The sequence below is a fragment of the Pararhizobium sp. O133 genome (assembly GCF_051669845.1).
Taxonomy (GTDB): Bacteria; Pseudomonadota; Alphaproteobacteria; order Rhizobiales; family Rhizobiaceae; genus Pararhizobium.
In genome coordinates, this window is the sequence record NZ_CP196426.1 from 367941 (window position 1) to 387500 (window position 19560).

At 59.4% G+C, this 19560-nt stretch carries 14 protein-coding genes, 1 tRNA gene, 2 rRNA genes and 2 pseudogenes (1 of these 19 cut by a window edge); 7 read left to right on the forward strand and 12 right to left on the reverse strand.

Going from position 1 to position 19560, the window contains the following annotated elements:
* Positions 1-54 precede the first annotated feature (54 nt).
* Complete coding sequence (locus ACST81_RS01755; protein WP_438751092.1) at positions 55-2316, reverse strand: 4Fe-4S binding protein; 2262 nt, start codon at positions 2314-2316, stop codon at positions 55-57.
* Between the two features lie 140 nt (positions 2317-2456).
* On the opposite strand from ACST81_RS01755, the gene ACST81_RS01760 reads away from it, so the two are divergent.
* The 6 genes and pseudogenes from ACST81_RS01760 (at position 2457) to ACST81_RS01785 (ending at position 9044) form a co-directional block, all read left to right on the forward strand.
* Positions 2457-3305 (forward strand): ferritin-like domain-containing protein, encoded by an 849-nt coding sequence (locus ACST81_RS01760; RefSeq protein ID WP_438751093.1) that lies wholly within the window; start codon positions 2457-2459, stop codon positions 3303-3305.
* A gap of 193 nt (positions 3306-3498) precedes the next feature.
* A complete protein-coding gene (locus ACST81_RS01765) occupies positions 3499-4245 on the forward strand; it encodes a GntR family transcriptional regulator (protein WP_438751095.1) in 747 nt (248 codons plus the stop codon).
* Between the two features lie 138 nt (positions 4246-4383).
* A pseudogene (locus ACST81_RS01770) lies at positions 4384-5873 on the forward strand (putative N-acetylmannosamine-6-phosphate 2-epimerase).
* Positions 5870-7198: an ABC transporter substrate-binding protein gene (locus ACST81_RS01775; RefSeq protein WP_438751097.1), complete on the forward strand. Its 1329-nt coding sequence runs from the start codon at positions 5870-5872 to the stop codon at positions 7196-7198. Before ACST81_RS01770 ends, ACST81_RS01775 begins: the two are co-directional and overlap by 4 nt.
* A gap of 146 nt (positions 7199-7344) precedes the next feature.
* On the forward strand, positions 7345-8226 hold the full coding sequence (locus ACST81_RS01780) for a carbohydrate ABC transporter permease (protein WP_438751098.1): 882 nt from the start codon (positions 7345-7347) through the stop codon (positions 8224-8226).
* The gene (locus tag ACST81_RS01785; RefSeq protein ID WP_438751099.1) at positions 8223-9044 is read left to right on the forward strand and encodes a carbohydrate ABC transporter permease; all 822 of its coding nucleotides are present in this window, start codon (positions 8223-8225) and stop codon (positions 9042-9044) included. Before ACST81_RS01780 ends, ACST81_RS01785 begins: the two co-directional genes overlap by 4 nt.
* A 74-nt stretch (positions 9045-9118) precedes the next feature.
* Here ACST81_RS01785 and ACST81_RS01790 read toward each other — a convergent pair whose 3' ends face one another.
* The 4 genes from ACST81_RS01790 to gdhA all read right to left on the reverse strand — a co-directional run bounded on the left by ACST81_RS01790 (position 9119) and on the right by gdhA (position 12599).
* Positions 9119-9649 carry a transcription elongation factor GreAB gene (locus ACST81_RS01790; RefSeq protein ID WP_438751100.1) on the reverse strand — a complete coding sequence of 177 codons (531 nt, stop codon included), beginning with the start codon at positions 9647-9649 and terminating at the stop codon, positions 9119-9121.
* 410 nt (positions 9650-10059) lie between these two features.
* Positions 10060-10356 (reverse strand): hypothetical protein, encoded by a 297-nt coding sequence (locus ACST81_RS01795; protein WP_438751101.1) that lies wholly within the window; start codon positions 10354-10356, stop codon positions 10060-10062.
* A 184-nt stretch (positions 10357-10540) separates the two neighbouring features.
* On the reverse strand, positions 10541-10942 hold the full coding sequence (locus tag ACST81_RS01800; protein ID WP_438751102.1) for a GreA/GreB family elongation factor: 402 nt from the start codon (positions 10940-10942) through the stop codon (positions 10541-10543).
* Positions 10943-11252: 310 nt separating this feature from the next.
* Positions 11253-12599 (reverse strand): NADP-specific glutamate dehydrogenase, encoded by a 1347-nt coding sequence (gdhA, locus tag ACST81_RS01805; protein ID WP_438751103.1) that lies wholly within the window; start codon positions 12597-12599, stop codon positions 11253-11255.
* A gap of 360 nt (positions 12600-12959) precedes the next feature.
* Here gdhA and ACST81_RS01810 point away from each other — a divergent pair, with 360 nt between their 5' ends.
* Positions 12960-14084 carry a Fic family protein gene (locus tag ACST81_RS01810; RefSeq protein ID WP_438751104.1) on the forward strand — a complete coding sequence of 375 codons (1125 nt, stop codon included), beginning with the start codon at positions 12960-12962 and terminating at the stop codon, positions 14082-14084.
* 88 nt (positions 14085-14172) lie between these two features.
* Here ACST81_RS01810 and ACST81_RS01815 read toward each other — a convergent pair whose 3' ends face one another.
* From ACST81_RS01815 to ACST81_RS01845, 7 genes and pseudogenes are all read right to left on the reverse strand, one after another.
* Positions 14173-14688 (reverse strand): hypothetical protein, encoded by a 516-nt coding sequence (locus ACST81_RS01815; protein WP_438751105.1) that lies wholly within the window; start codon positions 14686-14688, stop codon positions 14173-14175.
* Between the two features lie 181 nt (positions 14689-14869).
* A pseudogene (locus tag ACST81_RS01820) lies at positions 14870-16007 on the reverse strand (IS3 family transposase).
* 235 nt (positions 16008-16242) lie between these two features.
* On the reverse strand, positions 16243-16590 hold the full coding sequence (tnpB, locus tag ACST81_RS01825) for an IS66 family insertion sequence element accessory protein TnpB (RefSeq protein ID WP_438751106.1): 348 nt from the start codon (positions 16588-16590) through the stop codon (positions 16243-16245).
* A gap of 157 nt (positions 16591-16747) precedes the next feature.
* A complete protein-coding gene (locus ACST81_RS01830; protein ID WP_438751107.1) occupies positions 16748-16996 on the reverse strand; it encodes a transposase in 249 nt (82 codons plus the stop codon).
* A 185-nt stretch (positions 16997-17181) separates the two neighbouring features.
* Positions 17182-17258: transfer RNA gene (locus ACST81_RS01835), tRNA-Met, on the reverse strand.
* Positions 17259-17647: 389 nt separating this feature from the next.
* A 5S ribosomal RNA gene (rrf, locus tag ACST81_RS01840) occupies positions 17648-17762 on the reverse strand.
* 273 nt (positions 17763-18035) lie between these two features.
* Positions 18036-19560, reverse strand: a 23S ribosomal RNA gene (locus tag ACST81_RS01845); it runs 1360 nt beyond the window's last position.

Consider the following 19560-nt stretch of genomic DNA (forward strand, 5'->3'; position numbering starts at 1 on the left):
TGTATTGCTGGGTTGCTGGTGTTGCTGGCGTGGGCAGGCTGCCCGGTGCCGAATTCATGTTTTCTTTATGGCTTCGCCATTGTGGGTGACGACGGTCCTGGGCGGGCTTTCGCCGCGCGAGGCCGGGGTCGACAGAGCCATGAACTTCTCGCGTTTCAGGCGGACCTGGATCATGTGCGGGCAGCGATGGTCATCGTGATAGAGTTCCTGGCAATGCATGCAGTAGATGCACTCGTTGACGTTGATCTGGCCTTCCGGATGAATGGACTGCACCGGACATTCCTTGGCGCAACGCTGGCATGGCGTGCCGCATTCGGGCCAGCGCTTCAGCCATTCGAACATGCGGATCCGGCCGGGAATGGCCAGAGCCGCGCCAAGCGGGCAGAGATAGCGGCAGTAGAAACGCTCGATGAACAGGCCGGCGGCCAGAAGCGTCAAGGCGAACAGGACGAACGGCCATTCGCGGGCGAACTTCAGGATGATCGCCGTCTTGAACGGTTCCACTTCGGCCAGCATCTCGGCATAGGCCATCGAATAGAAGGACAGTCCGAAGAGCCCGAGGAAAATGATGTACTTGATCGGCCAGAGGCGTTCGTGCAGGCCCCACGGCACCTTCACCTGCGGAATCCTCAGCTTTACGGCAATCTTGTTGAGCAATTCCTGAAGCGCGCCGAACGGGCAGAGCCAGCCGCAGAAAGGGCCACGTCCCCAGAACAGCAGGCCGGCGGCGACCGCGGCCCAGAGGATGAAGATCAGCGGCGCCGCCAGGAAGAATTCCCAGCGAAAGGACGTGACGAGCGAATTGATGAATGTCAGGACATTGACCACCGAAAGCTGGGCATTGGCATACCAGCCGAGCCAGACCAGCGTGAAGACGAGATAGCTGGTGCGGACCCAGGCAAACAGTTTCGGCCGCTTTACCAGCCAGTCCTGGAAGAAGAAGATCCCGGTGAGCACGAGAAGGGCGGCCACGGTGATGGCCATCGTCACGCGGTTCATGTCCCAGATGCTGACCCAGAGCGGCGGCGCGTCCGGCAGTGGTTCGGTCCGGGTCGCCGCCGCCGGTTCTTCGGCGGACGTTTCCGTCCTGGCGGCCGCGACGGGCGTCACCGCACGGGTGACGGTGTAGTAGGAAGACGGCAGCGTATAGCCAAGATTGAAAGCGATGGCGGCCTTGTCGCGCGCCACGGTGTTGCGTTGCGCGAGCAATTGCAGTTCGAAGGGTTCGGTTACATCGAGCTGGAAATCGGTGGGCACGACGAAAAGCGCGATCTCCCGCAGTCGAGGGGCGCCGTCCGTTGCGAAAGTCGAAATCCTGGTGTGGTTGCGATCCCTGAAACGCAGGCCCTGGCCGTTCTGCAGCAATTCGATGCGATCGAAAATGCCACCACGGACATAGCCGGAACCCTTGAACGAATAGGCGCCGTCACCCGCGACGAGGAGAGCCGACTGGCCCGGCTTCAACCGGGACTGGAGCCGCTGGTAGCCCGCCTCGCCCAGCAGCGTCTTGCCGATGACCGGCACGCTGACAGGAGCGATGTAGAGATCGATGAACCTGTCCTCGGGCTGTGGTGTTTCCGGCTTCTTCGCCGCCTCGGCATGGCCGGCATCCGCAAACGCTTTCGAGACTTCGCCGACCGTCAGGCGCAGACCGCGGATCGATCCGTCGCCGAGCAGCGTCTCCCAGTCGCTTGCTTCCGTTCTCGAAAGATCGAGCGCCCGCTTCTCGGTTGCCGCCTGTGTGTTGGCGACGCCGTCGCCGCTCAGACGATTGCTGCGGATCAGCGCCACTGCAGACCGCACGACGCTGTCGCTCATCACCAGAACGGTCACGGTGGCGCCGCTGACGATGTCCACCTGCGGCGGGCGCTCCTGACCGGCGGCGACGCGACCGAGATCCTTGCCGATGATCGAGTTCAGGCCGGCGACGACGTCTTTCTCGGGAATGCCGATCAGCACGATCGGCTCCTTGTGATCGACGAGCTTGATGCCGCGAATAATGCCCGATCGCTCGATACCAACGACGATATGGATGGGCTTGCCCGAATAGCCGATGGAGCTGGTGAAATCGGAATTCAGATAGGCATAGCCGAGAAGTTCGTCTCCCCGGTAGACAGGCGCGATGGGCGGGTCGCCCTCGACGTCGCCAAAGCGGTCGGCACCTTCGAACAGTTCAGTCGGCTGGACTTTTTCGAGAAAAGTCGGCAGCTGACCGTCAGCCATGGCCGGGGAAGCGCTTATCACCGAGAGACAGATAGCCACCAGCCAAAAGACGCTCAGCAGCCAGGCGGCTGGGCTATTCCCGTTAGATTCCATTGCGATGCGTCTCTCTTGTGGTAAATCGCTGGGCCAGTTTACTAGATGGGCTGACGCAGTCTTTGATTGAAATCAAACAGCTTTGGCCAAACTGTTGCAGACTGTGACGCGGCACGTAATCGTCCGTCGAGGAGAAGATGATGGCTAGGACACAGAGCGATCCGTGGGAGATCGCGTCGATGAATGAACTGCTGGGGCTTGCACGGACGATGGAGCAGGAGGCGATCGACGGCTATGTCGCGCTGGCGAGGCGGATGCAGGAGATGGGCCAACCTGACCTTGCCGGTGTCTTCGAAACCCTGATCGCAGAGGAAGAAGGCCATCTGGCCAAGGTGAACGACTGGCAAACGGCGACCGGACAACCGAAATCGGCAATCGTGCATCCGCCGGAAGCGCTGTTCGATGACGAGGGGGCGGGCATCATCGCGCCGGAGATGCTCAGTGCGTACCGCGCCTTCTCGATGGCGGTGCGCAACGAGGAGCGCGCCTTTGTCTTCTGGACCTATGTCGCCGCGCACGCGAAGTCTGCGGAGATCGCCAAGGCCGCCGAGCGGATGGCGCATGAGGAACTGGGCCACGTCGCGAAGCTGCGCAGCGAACGCAGGCGTGCCTTTCATCTCGAACGGCGCACCTCTACCGACGCCGCCAAAGCCGACCTGTCACGGCTCGAGACACGGCTCGCCGATCACCTCCAGATGCTGGCGGCCATTGGCGAAACGGATGATTCAGACAGATTGCGGATGCTGGCGGAGGAGGCACGGATCAGAGCCGAAAAGCTTGTCCAGACCCCGTTCTCGTCCACGCCGCTTCTCGATGCGGTGCCGGATACGGTCGTCGAACAGGTCTTGCCGCTTTGCGAACTGCTGACCGACTGCTACATCGATCTTGGCCAGACCGCGCCGGACGAAAGCCAGCGCGACCGTGCGCAACGTTCTGCCGCGGAAATGATCCATTGCCTCAGGGGCGTCCGCATCTGGCTGGCGCGCTGAGAACGATCACCGCGACGCTCGGCAATGCCTGCTCTCGCCGCCGGTCGGCTGAGGCGGCTACCACAATGCCGCCGGCGAACGCACGGATTGCGATCGACATTACCAGTTTCCCGATACTTCGTGGAGGAACAATACCAGTTTACCTGTTGAAAAAAAATTCGCATAAGGAATCTCCTCTTAAACAGGTGCTTCGATGAGCGATCAAGCGGTCCTAAACCTCCTCAAAAATGCTCTGGCAAGCCAGAGTAGCGAACCGCTTTACCGCAGGCTTGAAGACGCGATCAAGGCGGCGATCGGTGCGGCACACGTCAAGCGGGGCGCCGTCATACCCAGTGAACGCACCTTGTGCGAGACACTCGGCATCTCCCGCGTGACCGTACGCAAAGCGATAGACAGCCTGGTTTCCGACGGCTTTCTGGACCGTCGCCAAGGCGCCAAGACCGTGGTTTCATCGCGTCTTGAGAAATCGCTTGCCACCATGACCAGCTTTTCCGAGGACATGCGCTCCCGCGGTCTGGAACCCGGCTGCATATGGATTTCGCGCGATATTTCTCGGCCTTCACCCGCTGAAATGATGGCTTTGGGGATTTCAGGCAGCGAAAAGGTTGTCCGGCTCAAGCGTTTGCGGACAGCCGACAATACCCCCATCGCCATTGAAATCGCGACCTTGCCGGCACGTTTCGTGCCGGACCCGCAGGCGATCCAGGCCTCGCTATACGAATATCTCGAAACAAGCGGAGCCCTGCCCGTTCGCGCATTGCAGCGCATGCAGGCAAAGCCTGCAAGCGAAGATGAGCGCCGACTTCTCGGCACGCCCGAGGATACCAGCTTGCTGATCATGGAGCGGCGCTGCTTTCTTGCAGACGGCCAGATCGTCGAGTTCACTCGAACCAAATATCGCGGCGACGTCTATGACTTCGTTATCGAGTTGATGCGATAATACCAGTTAAAGTCCTGTTGCAATCTGGTCTTGGCCTGTTACCGTGATGGCGCAACAGGAGAGCCGGGCGTGCCGCTTGATATTCAGGCCTTGAAAAATGGACTCATCGTATCGTGCCAGCCGGTGAAGGGCGGCGCGATGGACAAGGCCGGCATGGTCGTCGGCTTCGGGCTTGCGGCACTGGATGGTGGCGCGGCCGGACTGCGCATCGAATCCGCAGACTACGTCCGCGCCGTTCGTGCGGCCACCGACAAGCCGATCATCGGGCTGGTCAAGCGCGACCTCGACGATAGCCCGGTGCGTATCACGCCATGGCTCGAGGATGTCGATGCGCTGGCTGCGGCAGGCGCGGATATCATCGCCTACGACGCAACCCAGCGTATCCGCCCGGTCGAGACCAGGGCGCTGATCGACCGCATCCATGCACATGGCCGCATCGCGATGGCCGATTGCTCGATCCTCTCGGACGTCGAGCAGGCGCTGGCGGAAGGCGCCGAGGTCGTCGGAACCACACTGGCTGGCTATACCGGGCCTATCGAACCCACAGAGCCAGATTTCTCGCTGATCACTGCTGCTTCAAAACTCACGCCTCTCGTTATCGCCGAAGGCAATGTCCGCACACCCGAGCAGGCCTCGAAAGCTCTTGCCGGCGGCGCTTTCATGGTGGTGGTCGGCTCCGCGATCACGCGACCGGAATTCGTCACCTCCTGGTTTCGCGCCGCCCTCGACGACACCCTCGCTTCGGTCGGGGCATGACCGATATGGCCGACCCGGACACTGTTCTCGCACTCGACATCGGCGGCACCAAGATGCTTGCCGCACTGGTGCGCGGCGACGCGGTGCTGGATACCCACAAGATGCCGACCCCACGCAGCGGCAATCCCGCACAGTGGCTTGAAGCGCTGTTTGCGGCGATCGCTTCGTGGCAGGGCCGATACGCCACTGCCGGCGCTGCCGTCACCGGTATCGTCGATCAAGGGTTCTGGTCGGCGCTGAACCGTAATACGCTCGACCTTCCCGATCGGTTTCCGCTCGCCGAAACGATCGGCCGTTTTTCAGGGGTGCCGGTCCTCGCTGCCAACGATGCGCAGGCAGCAGCCTGGGGCGAACACCGTTTCGGCGCCGGCCAGAACGAAGACATGGTCTTCCTCACCATCTCGACCGGCATTGGCGGCGGCATCGTCGTCAACGGCAAACCGATGTTCGGCCTTGCCGGCCATTTCGGACAGTTCCGCGTCGCAGAAGATGTTGCCGGTACGCTGGAAGACCAGGTTTCCGGCCTTTGGATAGCCGGCCAGGCCGAAGAACATCAGACAGGCGCCTCCGCGCGCGACGTCTTCGAGGCGGCAGCCGCCGGCAAGGCGTGGGCCAAAGACATCATCGACGCGTCGGCGCGCCAGACTGCCCAGCTTTGCCGCAATATCCATCTCGCACTCGATCCCCCGCGCATCGTCATCGGCGGCGGCATCGGGCTTGCTCCCGGTTATCTCGACGCCGTGCGCCAGGCACTGGAAAGCCTGCCGTCCCGGCTCAGACCGAAAATCCACGCCGCCGCCCTTGGGGAAAGCGCTGGCGTCGTGGGCATCGCCGATCTTGCAAGAAATCATCATAGAGGAGAACGGAAATGACATTTACGAAGATCAGAAAAGGCGGCCTTCTCGCCGTCGCCATCGCCAGCCTGCTGGCGAGCCCCGCATTCGCCAAGGTGACTGTGCTCGGCTGGCCCGGTGGCCCTGAGGAAACGGCGCTTCGCGCCGCAGCCGACGTCTACAATGCCAAGGCCGATGTCGCCGAAAACGACAAGGTCGAACTCTTGTTCTTCAACCGCGACGGATTCTGGGACAAGCTTCAGGCAGACCTCGCTGCCGGCTCCAAGGCCTTTGACGCCAATCTACTCGCAACCTATTCCATCGGCCGCTATGCGCCGTTCATGGAGCCGGTCGAACTGTCGGACGAGGCGGCCTCGGTCTACGGCGATTCCGTGCTCAAGACCATGCAATACGAAGGCAAGCAGTTCGGCGTTCCGACCGACCTTTCGCTGCACTTCATGTATTATCGCAAGGACCTGATCGATGCCCTTCTGAAGGACGACGCCGCCAAGGCGAAATATGCCGAAATCTCTGAAAAGCATCTCGGCAAGAAGCTTGAGCCGAAGAGCCCGGACGAATGGACGTGGGACGATTACGCCGCCACAGCGCTGTATTTCACCCAGGCCGTCAATCCTGAAAGCCCGACACGCTACGGAACCGTCCTGCAGCTTAAGAACCTCCTGTTCAACATGATGGTCTTCCAGTCGCTGCCGCGTGCCTATGGCGGCAACTGGATGGATGAGAGCGGCAAGATCACGGTCAATTCCGACGCCTATCGCAAGGGCCTCGAGACCTACAAGCTGCTCTACGATGCCGGTGCGACGCCGCGCGATTCCCTGTCGTACGAATTCCCCGAAGCCAACGCAGCCTATGCGTCGGGCCAGGTTGCCGCGATGATGCAATGGAATGCCGCCGCATCCGACCTGACCAGCAAGGAGAAGTCGCCGACCGTTGCGGACGTCACCGAAACGGTTGCCCCACCCGCTGGCCCCGAAGGCCGCTTCACCCATATTCACGGTCTCGGCTTCGGTCTTAACAAAAACGCTGAAAACAAGGCCGGCGCCCAGGCCTTCATCAAGTGGCTTTCCTCGAAGGAAGCTGCGCTGACCTACGCCAGGAGCAACGGCGCCCCGGCACTGACGCCGGAAGTCGTCGCCGAAATCGCTAAGGAACGTCCCGATCTCGTGAAGCTCGGCGAGTTCTCATCCAAATACGGGTACGTCATGAACGGCGGCACCTCGGCCAAGGCCCTGTCGGTCTACGAACTTCAGGCCAAGGAGTTCACCGGTTACTGGTCGGGCCAGCAGTCCCTGGACGACGCGCTTGCCAATACCGAAAAGGGCATGGCCGAACTGCTCAAGTAACGCGCCTTGCTGGCGGCGGCGTGACCGCCGCCAGCATCTCCGGCAACGACCTGGCGTAGCGACGTCGGCGCACAAGCAATCCCTTAACCGAACGGACAAGCCCGGATGATCGCTTACCCAGTCGCCACCAGAAGGAGAGCGGTTCGATGAACACACAGCGCGCCCATTCCTCGGAGTTTCGGCTGCTGGCCATGCCGTTGGTCCTGTTTCTGCTGGTCTTCCTCGGTTTTCCGGCGATCGTCAACCTGATCTATTCCGTCTCGGACGTATCGTTCGAGACGCTGCGCCAGCCCCGGATCACCGGCCTGTCGAATTTTGCCGCCGTCTGGAACGACAGCGCCTTCTGGCAGGCCAGCTGGTTTTCGCTGCGTTTCGGCGTCATCACCGCCCTGCTCGAATGCGGGCTTGGGCTGTTCCTCGCCATCTTCCTGTCGCCGCTGATCGAGAGACGCAGCTGGCTGATGGCGATCCTGATGCTGCCGCTGATGGTGGCACCGGCCCTTGTCGGCCTGATGTACCGCCTCGTGCTGCACGAATTCGCAGGCCCGGTGCCCTACTATCTTTGGGCATGGTTCGGCACCAGTGTTTCCTTCCTCGGCCCCACCTCCGCATTCTGGACGCTGATCGCCGTGGAAACCTTGCAGTGGACACCGTTTGCCCTGCTGCTGTTCTACATGGCCTATCGGGCGATCCCCACCGAGATCGTCGAGGCATCTGCCATGGACGGCGCCCGGCGATGGCATCTGTTGTGGTTCATCGAATTGCCGTTGATGGCCCCGACGATCGTCGTTGCCCTGCTCATCCGCTTCATCGACGGTTTCCGCGTTTTCGACAACGTCTACGTTCTGACCGGCAGCGGCCCCGGCGGCTCCACGGCCTCGTTGTCGATCTATATCTACGAGGCCTTCTTCAAACAGGGCGCCATCGGCAAGGCGGTCGCGGCGTCCGTGATCCTGTTCGCAGCCTCCTTCACCGTCCTCTATGGCCTCAATTTTATCGCCAGCCGCCGCAAGGGAGCAGTCAAATGATCAATGCCCTTCGCTGGCTTGTCTTCGCCGTTGCTGCGCTGGCAATGAATTTTCCGATCCTGGTAACGCTCGCCACCTCCTTCAAGAGCGCACGCGAACTGTCTACCAACCCGGGGCTATGGGTGGAGGCCCCGACGCTCGACAACTATTTTGCGGTCTTCCAGGTTTCCGACAGGCTGAACATCTTCCTCTACCTGTTCAACAGCATCACGGTTGCCTTGATCGGAACTACCCTCGCCGTCGTCCTGGCGCTTCCGGCAGCCTATGCGATTGCCCGGGGCAGGCTTGGCGAACGCACACTTTTGCCCTTTATCGTCAATCTGCGCGCCGTGCCGCTGATCATTTTTGCCATCCCGCTCTACATGATGTTCCAGTGGCTGGCGCTGCTCGACACCCGCCTCGGCCTCGGCCTGATCCTTTCGATCGTCAACCTGCCACTGGCCCTCGTCATCCTGGTCAACGCCATCCGCGACCTGCCCGCCGAACTTGACGAAGCTGCCTTGATGGACGGCGCCAGCCGCAGGCAGATCCTTCTGCGCGTCATTGCGCCGGTCTGCCGCCCGGCCATCGTCACCAGCCTGATCTTCGGCTTCATCACCGCATGGAACGAATTCCTGTTCGGGCTGATGCTGACCACATCGAAGGCGGTGCCGATCACCGTCGGCGCTTCCTTCTTCTTCGCCGCCAGTGGCGGCGGCGTGCAATGGGGCGTCGCCTCAGCCGTCATGGTCGTCGGCGCGCTGCCGCCGGTTCTGCTCGGTCTCATCATGTATCGCCAGATCAGCGGATCGATGACGGCCGGCGCGGTCAAGGGCTGATCTTATTTCAGGAGAATACCATGGGTAAGATTTCGCTGCGCAAGGCAGGCCGCACGGCGCTGTAGACTACTCGATCAGGCAGCCGTTGGACCCGGGTCGTCGTCGCCGGATGACACGAGCCGAAATCTCGGCCGCGACGGGAAGCTGATCACCTGCGGCGCCTTGTCAATCAGTTCGGCGGGGCGCTGGCATGGTGGCTTCAGGCCCGGCTCAGCCTCAGGCTGGAAGAACACCCGCTGAACCGAAAGCACCTCGGCTTCGCCGCCCACTCCCGGTATTTCGATTTGTTCACCGACCGCCAGTCCCAAAAGGGCCAGGCCACGCATTGTCCAAAGCGAAAGAGCGAAACTGGGACGGTCGTCAGCAAGGTCACGGACAAGAACAACTGGTCCAGAACCGACACCGTTGACGGTGTAACTGAAACGAGTATCGATCGTCACCACGTTCGAAGGCACGTCCTCGCGGAAGAAGACGCTCGAATGATTGAGCTTCTCGCGCAGCAAAGTCTCAAAAGCCGCGGTAGGGTTGGCTTCCTCCTCCTCCAGCATGGACATCAGCACATTGGCGTCACCAGCAGTGAGCTGGCAAAAGGCTTCCCTGGACATGGTTTTCTCCGATTGTAACTTTCTAAAGCAAGGTGGGGCCGCTTAACGCCTCACCCCAATGATCTCGGACAGCTCCGCGCAAACCGGAGACTGTGTGCGTATCACCGCAGCCAGATCCGTATGTCCTTCTCAGACGTATCCGGAAGTTTATCGCGAACGGTGTCTGCGATTGCGACGCGAGCCGCATCCGCTGCGGCTTCGCGAGTTCGGTAGAGGGACGGCAGCACCCCCCGGAATATCGGAGAGCAGGCGTAGGCAGTGCCGCTCATATGATCGTAATGGAGCTGAACATCGATGGTTTCGCCTGATCGGTGACATGGGTAGGGACAGTAGGTCATCACGTTGCCTCATGAGCAAAGAAGGGAAAAGCCGTCGCCGCGAAGAGTTTGACGAAGGACTGGCACGCCGTTTCAAACAGAGAAACCGGGCAGCAAGCGCAGCCGGACACAGCTTCGATCTCGCGCGTTGGCCGGTGCCACGCGCGCCTGACGGTGATGTGCAGGAGGGAACGGCGCAACGCCACTGGCCGGCCGGTACGTGATACGATTGTCGATCATCGCAACGTTGCCGGAAACATTCGCGGCGCCGTCGAGCTTGGCTCGGATCATGACTTTCGCGCGACCGGCAAGCGTTTGGTCGGCGAGAAGGCGCCTGAGGACGACAGCGTCCTCGTCGAAGAGGATGTGAGGCGGATTGGCCGTGATCATCGTAGGTCTCCTTGGATATCCGGTTGGTTCAACAGGAACGCCTGTGCCGATCCAAAGAGCGACACAGGATTAGGGACCTGCGGTTAGGCAACCTCCGCGGTGCTTCCGTGTAGAACGCATCGACATTCTTTTCCTCATCGTGACGTTTTTGCTGGCGCTCAGGTCAGAGCGCCATATCGGCGTTTTACTCGTCGACAACGTAAACGACTGTTAATTCATTTGACTGGCCGTCTCGGGAAAACCACTGACCGCGCTGTCCCGGACGAAGGCCCAAAAGCGCGACACCTATGGGTGCCAACGCGGAAATCCGCCCCTTGTCGGCGTCCAGTTCGTCAGGATGTACGAGCGTCATGATACGACGGGGCGCACCTTCGACATCATAGGTCACGGTGGACCCGAGCCGGACGACGTCACGTGTTGATTGCCCATCAGGCACGACGATGCTCTTGTCGAGCCTATCGATCAGTTCGGTCGCGACATCGAAACCCTTGATCAGGGCCTCATACGCCAAATCGTTCAGCGTTGCGTAGTCGGATACTTCAATAACGGGCGGCGTCTGCTTCAACGGGAAACTGTCGGACATCATGTCGCAATACCTCCTGCCAAACATGGCTCTGCCATGCATGATCACTGTTCTGGAAGGATTGTCGCACTGTCAGCAGACGTGGATGCTGACTGCATTCACCCAGGATCCGGCGGGCGACGATGGCCGGACCCGGGCTAATATCCTGCGATCGGGCAAACCCGGAAGACTCCGTTCGGGAGCATGTCATGGTTGATCAACATGACCTAGAGATTGTCATTGAAAGCTAGGAAGTCAAGCTGTGCGCCAGCATAGTCAGGGTGCGGCCCTCCGCCGCACCCCTCCAGATGGCCTGCCTGAACCGGAGTCCGGTTCATATCACGCCGAGTGCGTCCATGGCTTCCGCGACACGGACGAAGCCCGCTATATTAGCGCCCAGGACATAGTCGCCCGGAGCACCATAGTCCTCGGCCGTTTCAGCGCAGCGGTCGTGGATTGCATGCATGATCGTCGCGAGGCGCGCTTCGGTCTGCTCGAAGGTCCAGCTGTCGCGGGAGGCGTTCTGCTGCATTTCCAAAGCGGAAGTCGCAACGCCGCCCGCGTTTGCTGCCTTGCCGGGAGCAAACATTGTGCCCGCCTCCTGGAAGTGCCGGACAGCCTCGGGAGTGGACGGCATGTTGGCCCCCTCGCCTACTGCCACGACGCCGTTCTTGACCAGAGTGCGTGCGTCCTTGCCTGTCAGTTCGTTCTGGGTAGCCGAAGGCATCGCCACATGGCATGGAACATCCCATATGGAGCCGCCTTCGATGTAGCGGACACGCGATCCCTTCAGCTTGGCATACTCCGAGATCCGCGCCCGCCTGACCTCCTTGATCTCCTTGACCAGGCCGAAATCGATGCCGTCGTCATCGACGACGTAGCCGTTCGAGTCGGAGCACGCGACGATGCGTCCGCCAAACTCGGTGACTTTCTCCATCGTGTAGATTGCTACGTTTCCGGAGCCTGAGACCGTCACGCGCCTTCCGTCGAAATCCAGTCCACGGGTTCCGAGCATCCGCTGGACGAAGTAGGCCGCTCCGTAGCCGGTTGCCTCCCTGCGGGCTCGCGACCCTCCATGGAACAGCGCCTTGCCCGTCAGAACACCCGCCTCGTAACGATTGGTGAGGCGCTTGTATTGGCCGAACATGTAGCCGATCTCCCGGCCTCCCACGCCGATGTCACCCGCCGGGACATCGGTGTATTCACCGAGATGTCGGTGAAGTTCGGTCATGAAGGATTGGCAGAACCTCATGATTTCGCCATCCGAACGACCTCTCGGGTTGAAGTCGGACCCACCCTTGCCGCCGCCGATCGGCATTCCGGTCAACGCGTTTTTGAAGGTTTGCTCGAAGCCAAGAAACTTGATGATCCCGACATTGACCGAAGGGTGAAAACGGATGCCGCCCTTGTAAGGGCCGAGAGCCGAGTTGAACTGCACCCGGAAGCCTCGGTTTATCTGCACTTGTCCCGTATCGTCCACCCAGGGCACGCGAAAGATTATCTGCCGCTCCGGCTCGCAGATGCGCTCGATCAGAGCGTTTTCGGCGTAGCGGGGATGTTTGGCAATTACCCGTCCCAAGCTCTCGAGGACTTCCCGCACCGCTTGATGAAACTCGTGTTCACCGCCGTTGCGCCGCAGGACCTCGGTCAGGATGGGTTCCAGCTTCTCATCAACATTCAAGATTTTTCTCCTAAGCCGCATCGACATGATTGAGATCGGCGCGGGCGCCATAGCGGAATGACCGCATTAAGTGAACCCCCGTTTTAGCAGATTATCGACCGTCCGCCTGATTGAATCGCCTGCGCCTTGCCTTCCGCTTCAGCAATGGCATGACTTGCGGGCTGTGACGACGATCTCAAACTTGTAAGACCGCCGCATTGGCATTCGAGAGGGACAATCATTCGAGTTGCCGCCCCCAGGCCTGTCGGCCACTGAATGTCCGCCGCCGGCTTCGCTTATGAATGATTTGATGGATAGAACGATTGCGATAAACCATTTATATGCAGTATTATGAGGCATAGAAGGAGATTCCTATAACTCATGATTTGGAACTGGACACAAAAAGGCTGGCCGCAATTCACCTACGACGCTGTGCAACTCACGCCCTTCGAAAACCGGTTTCTTGCATCCTCCGGCGAAATAATCGGTGCGGTCCGTCATCTCAGCGATGAAGAACGTGACCTCCTGCGGATTGAACTCCTCAGCGACGAGGCAGTGAAGACGTCGGAGATCGAGGGTGAGATGCTCGACCGTTTGAGCGTGCAGTCCTCCCTGCGTCGCCAGTTCGGTCTTAATGTCGACACTCGACCGGTCAAGCCGCAAGAGCGCGGCATCGCTGAAATGATGATTGATGTTTATCGTTCCTGGAGCCATCGTCTCGATCACGAAACCATGTTTCGTTGGCACGGCATGTTGATGAGCGGAAACCGCCATATCGGCACGATTGGTGGATACCGGGTTTATGACGATGCCATGCAGATTGTTTCGGGTCGTCACGACAAGCCGACAATTCACTACGAGGCTCCACCGTCCCGGCAGGTGCCTGAGGAAATGACGACTTATGTCGAATGGTTCAACAGGTCGGCTCCGGACGGCGCCACTCCCCTGCCCGCTGTGACACGCGCTGGTCTCGGTCATCTCTATTTCGAGAGCATCCATCCATTTGAAGATGGCAACGGACGACTTGGCCGGGCGTTGGCGGAGAAGTCGCTGGCTCAAAATCTGGGGCGGCCGAGCCTCGTTGCCCTCGCGCACACGCTTGAGAACGGCCGCAGGACCTATTATGACCAGTTGGAACGAAATCAACGCACCCTCGATGTCACCGAATGGCTTGTTTACTTTGCCGAGACGGTGCTGGAGGCATTGGAAACCACACTAAAGCGGGTCGCATTCTATATTGCCAAGGCGCATTTCTATGACCGGTTCCGCGGCCAGTTCAACGACCGTCAGGAGAAAGCCATCGCCCGCATGTTCCGGGAAGGGCCCGCCGGGTTCCTCGGTGGACTGAGCGCCGAGAACTATATCGCGATAACACGGACGTCACGCGCAACGGCGACGCGCGATCTTGTGGACCTGGTGACGAAGGGGGCGCTTTCGCGAAAGGGAGAACGCAGGCACACACGCTACGCTCTGAACCTGCGTTACAGCGCCGCGCCTCGAATATGACGCGTAAAGTCGCTGTAACACTTCAAATATGCTGCATATTTTACCCTTGAATCGATTCCGATTTAAGGAATTTGCAGGCCCCCTCCCCTTATTTCCACTCATGGGCCTTCGCGGCGGCGTGCGGGCGCTGCGTTACGAACATGGACGGGTCGTCCAATGTTGAGACAAATTGCAACGCATCAGCTTCGTCATTGAATCCAACGAAGACCATCAGCATGGAGTGCGCAATGGGTTGGCCTTTCTTGCGATAGGAAAAGTTGACGGCGCAGTGCGGATATTGCGCGTCCACCGATTGCGGCTGTGAGGCACTGCCGGTCGCCATCAGGCCGCTCAACGCAGCAAACTGTCCGAGCGCGAAAAACCGGTCGATGGCTGAGAACGCCGCTGCCTGTGAAATCTGCTGGTTCTGGCCAGTGGCGGAACGACCATAATAGAGACTATCCGTCTGGCCTTTACGCCGTTTTGTCTCATAGACGACGAGGCTTCCGGCTGCGGCTAGTTCCAGGCGCACATCGAATGTCTGGAACCGCTCTGGCGTCTGGTCCAGTTCGGCAAAAAGCACCCTCAGGTCGGCGATGGTGTCGGCGTAACGCGCAACGTTCATGGAGTTTTCCGTCAGTATATTTGTGTGGCGGTCGCCGCTTTTGGCGCCGGTGCAAAGGAGAGGATGCAGCCTTTCCTGTCAACCTTGCCGTTGCTTGCATGGCCCGATCAAGATGAGTTGAGAGGTGGCTCGGTTTGTCTGAACAGTTTCGGTCGTTTTGCTAAGTGGATTTCCGCCTCGATTATGCCGCCACCCTCATTGGTGTCAGCGCATTGAAGTAGCGCCTGATCCGGCGTCTGCCGGTCAAGGGATGAATGTGGGCGTCGGCTATTGTAAAAGGTCAGATATCAGCCAATGCCGACGCGGGCCTCGGACACGGTCTTGTAGGCGTGGAGGTAGACTTCCTCGTATTTGATCGAACGCCAGATCCGCTCGACGAAGACGTTGTCCCGCCACGCCCCCTTGCCATCCATCGAGATGGCGATTTCCGCCTTCTTCAGCACCGCTGTGAAGTCCATCGAGGTGAACTGCGAGCCTTGGTCCGTATTGAATATGTTGGGTTTGCCATAACGGGCAAGCGCTTCCTCGACCGCTTCGATGCAGAAGTCCGCCTCCATCGTGATTGACAGGCGCCACGACAGAACCCTCCGGCTGAACCAGTCCACGACGGCGCAGAGATAGACGAAGCCGCGAGCCATCGGGACATAGGTTATGTCCATTGCCCAGACCTGGTTGGGTCGGGTGACCGCCAGCTTTCGCAAGAGATAGGGATGGATTTTGTGATCAGGCGCTGGTTTGGAGGTGTTCGGGCGACGGTATATCGCCTCGATGCCCATCTTCTTCATCAGCGTGGCGACGTGAAGCCGCCCGGCATTCAGCCCTTCTCCTCTCAAAGCCATTGCAACATTCGACTTCCGGCAAACGGGTAGTCGAGATGCAGTTGGTCGATCCGGCGCATCAGGGCAAGATCGCCGTCAGGCACTGGACGAGGCAGATAATAGACGCTGCCACGGCTGAAGCCGAGAAGTTTGGCCTGGCGCACGACGGATAGCTTATGCTGGCGGTCGATCATTTTCTTCCCCCCAGCAATCCCGCCTTGCCGAGCGCTCCGGCTAAAAAATCGTTTTCCAGCGTCAGCTCCCCGATTTTGGCGTGCAGCGTTTTGACATCAACCGTTGGACCCGCCGATTCTGCCTTGGCTTCATCACCGAAAACGCCTGTTGCCCCTCAAGGAGCTGCTCTTTCCACTGCTTGATCTGGTTGGTGTGCACGTCAAACTGCTGGGACAACTCCACCAGCGTCTGTTCGCCCCGGATGGCGGCAAGTGCCACCTTCGCCTTGAAAGCCGGGCTATGGTTCCGGCGCGGTCGTCTTGTCATGGTATCTCCTGTTCCCGGCACCTAAGCCGAAGTCAGGCAGAAATTCCACTTATCCCCGCTGTGCAGATTTCCGAGCCACCTCTGCGGTCGCCGCGTCCACCTCCGCAGCAACACGCCGCGCACGCTCTTCGACCAGCAGCGCCAGCGCACTCGCAAGATCGTCCGGAAGCTGGTCGGCGGGATGGTTCATGGCGAGATGGAATCATATTTGACCCCGCCATTCCAGCGTTTTTGGTCATCCGGCCGAGGTCGGTCGCCAGGTCTTTTGCGGCATCCGCCAGTCGATACCTTCCAGCAAATAACCGAGCTGCCCAGGCGTAATCACGACCGTCCCATCGGCCGCCGACGGCCATATGAAGCGTCCACGTTCCAACTTCTTCGTGAACAGGCAGGCACCCTGACCGTCATGCCAGATGACCTTGATCAGGCCGCCGCCGCGACCGCGGAAGACGAACAGGTGTCCGCACATAGGATCGCGCTTCAGCGTCTCGTGCACCATCAGCGACAGACCGGGGAAACCCCTGCGCGTGTCTGTATGGCCGGTCGCCAGCCAGACCTTCACACCAGCAGGAACCGGGATCATCGCCGACCCAGCACACAATCGAGAATGCGGCCAAGTGCGTCCGTGTCGATGTCGCTGTCCACACGGACACGACGACCGCGACCCAGATCAATCGTTACGTCGCTACGCTTCCGGCGGGGATGCGATGGGGCCGGCGCTTCCGAGGCAGTGGGCTGGGCTATCGGCGCGGACTCCGACACGATGACTGGCACCAAAGTGTTCGCCGTCTCGGCCCTGGGTTCCTCGATTTGGCAGAGTCCTTGCGCCACCGAAAGAGCTGGCTCACGTGGATGTCGGCCGATCGCGCTATCTCCGAGAGAACGGCATCTGGCTCAAGGCATGCTGCCACAAGCCGCTCCTTGTCCTCTCGAGACCAGCGCCGCCGGCGCTCCACAGACGTGATGACTTCAATTGGATGCTTGGTCATAGGACTACTCCTAGTGTTTGCACTAGGACTTCCGATGTTCGCATCAACCTCGCAAGACGGCCCTCACCGGGGGCTTACGAAGGAGCGGGAAATTCTTGAACAGCTTATGGGCCGGGCTGAGACGTTGGGTGAACAGAAACGCAAAAAGCCCCGCGGAGGGGTCTTTTGTGGATCGCAGGGATCGTTGGTTGCGGGGGCAGGATTTGAACCTGCGGCCTTCAGGTTATGAGCCTGACGAGCTACCGGGCTGCTCCACCCCGCGTTACCAGCGTATTCGGCGAAGCCGAATATCGCGTCTGTGCAAGTCCTATGGACTTGTCGCATCCGTGCAAATCCCTCCGGATTTGTCGCGACCGTGCATTTAGCGCCGCTAAATGTCGCGTCATCAGCGCAAATTCGCAGAATTTGTCGCCTTGATGTACCGTATCAGGCAGGGCCCTTTAGCGGATTTGGCTGCTTTCGAGCGAGAATGCAGCCATTTGTGTTTATTTTCCGGCTTGATTGTACCGAAGCAAAAAAGCCGCTTGAGGGCGGCCCGTTGTTTTCGGCTAGGCCGGAGGTGTTTAGAGAAGATAGATTTTGTTTGATCATGCAGCTTTCCTTCGCCTTTCGGCTTCGGGCGCATGATTTGGTATTTCTTGCCATTACTAGACCTGGCAGCGACCTACTCTCCCGCGTCTTAAGACGGAGTACCATTGGCGCAGGGGCGTTTCACGGCCGTGTTCGGAATGGGAACGGGTGCAGCCACCCCGCAATAACCACCAGGTCAAGTAAGGGCAAGAATGTCACCGGCGACGGTGACAAACCAAATGAGAAGCTGGTTCACTCGTGAGAGTGATTAGGGATTAGTCGTTAGTGACTAGTCATTTGAACACGTCTTTTTCTAAGCTGCTTGAGGCACTTATCGGAGCAGAGCTCCGCAAGGCCAAGCGGCCGTCGCGCTTAGTTAGCGCGGCCCGTCCGGAGCGCATTGCGCGTCAGGACAGAAGAAAGGATCATTGAAGCGCCCTTGGCGCTTCGATGAGCACGAGCAATGAGAACAATCAAGCCAATCGAACGATTAGTACCGGTAAGCTTCATGCGTTGCCGCACTTCCACACCCGGCCTATCAACGTGGTCGTCTTCCACGGTTCTCAAGGGAATACTCGTTTTCAGGTTGGTTTCCCGCTTAGATGCCTTCAGCGGTTATCCATTCCATATATAGCTACCCTGCTATGCGGCTGGCGCCACAACAGGTCCACCAGAGATATGTCCATCCCGGTCCTCTCGTACTAGGGACAGATCCTGTCAATATTCCTACACCCACGGCAGATAGGGACCGAACTGTCTCACGACGTTCTGAACCCAGCTCACGTACCGCTTTAATTGGCGAACAGCCAAACCCTTGGGACCTGCTCCAGCCCCAGGATGCGATGAGCCGACATCGAGGTGCCAAACAACCCCGTCGATATGGACTCTTGGGGGTCATCAGCCTGTTATCCCCGGCGTACCTTTTATCCGTTGAGCGATGGCCCTTCCACACGGGACCACCGGATCACTATGACCGACTTTCGTCTCTGCTCGACTTGTCAGTCTCGCAGTCAGGCGGGCTTATGCCATTGCACTCGACGACCGATTTCCGACCGGTCTGAGCCCACCATCGCGCGCCTCCGTTACTCTTTCGGAGGCGACCGCCCCAGTCAAACTACCCACCATACACTGTCCCGGATCCGGATAACGGACCGCGGTTAGACATCCATGACGATAAGGGTGGTATTTCAAGGATGGCTCCACGAGAACTGGCGTCCCCGCTTCAAAGCCTACCACCTATCCTACACATGCCGACACGAATGCCAGTGTAAAGCTATAGTAAAGGTGCACGGGGTCTTTCCGTCTGACCGCAGGAACCCCGCATCTTCACGGGGAATTCAATTTCACTGAGTCTATGCTGGAGACAGCGGGGAAGTCGTTACGCCATTCGTGCAGGTCGGAACTTACCCGACAAGGAATTTCGCTACCTTAGGACCGTTATAGTTACGGCCGCCGTTTACTGGGGCTTCAGTTCAAAGCTTGCACCTCTCCCTTTAACCTTCCAGCACCGGGCAGGCGTCAGGCCCTATACGTCGTTTTGCAACTTCGCAGAGCCCTGTGTTTTTGATAAACAGTCGCTACCCCCTGGTCTGTGCCACCCCACCATACTTGCGTACGATGAGGTCACGCTTCTTCCGAAGTTACGCGTGCAATTTGCCGAGTTCCTTCAGCATAGTTCTCTCAAGCGCCTTGGTATACTCTACCTGACCACCTGTGTCGGTTTCGGGTACGGTCTATACGGTGGAGCTATTTCCTGGAACCGCTTCCCCGCCCAGACAATCCAATAAGTCTGAACAAGTTACGCAATCCGTCACTACCACCAGGCCCACGAATATTAACGTGGTTCCCATCGACTACGCATGTCTGCCTCGTCTTAGGGGCCGGCTAACCCTGCTCAGATTAACTTTAAGCAGGAACCCTTGGTCTTTCGGCGAGGGAGTCTCTCACTCCCTTTATCGTTACTCATGTCAACATTCGCACTTCCGATACCTCCA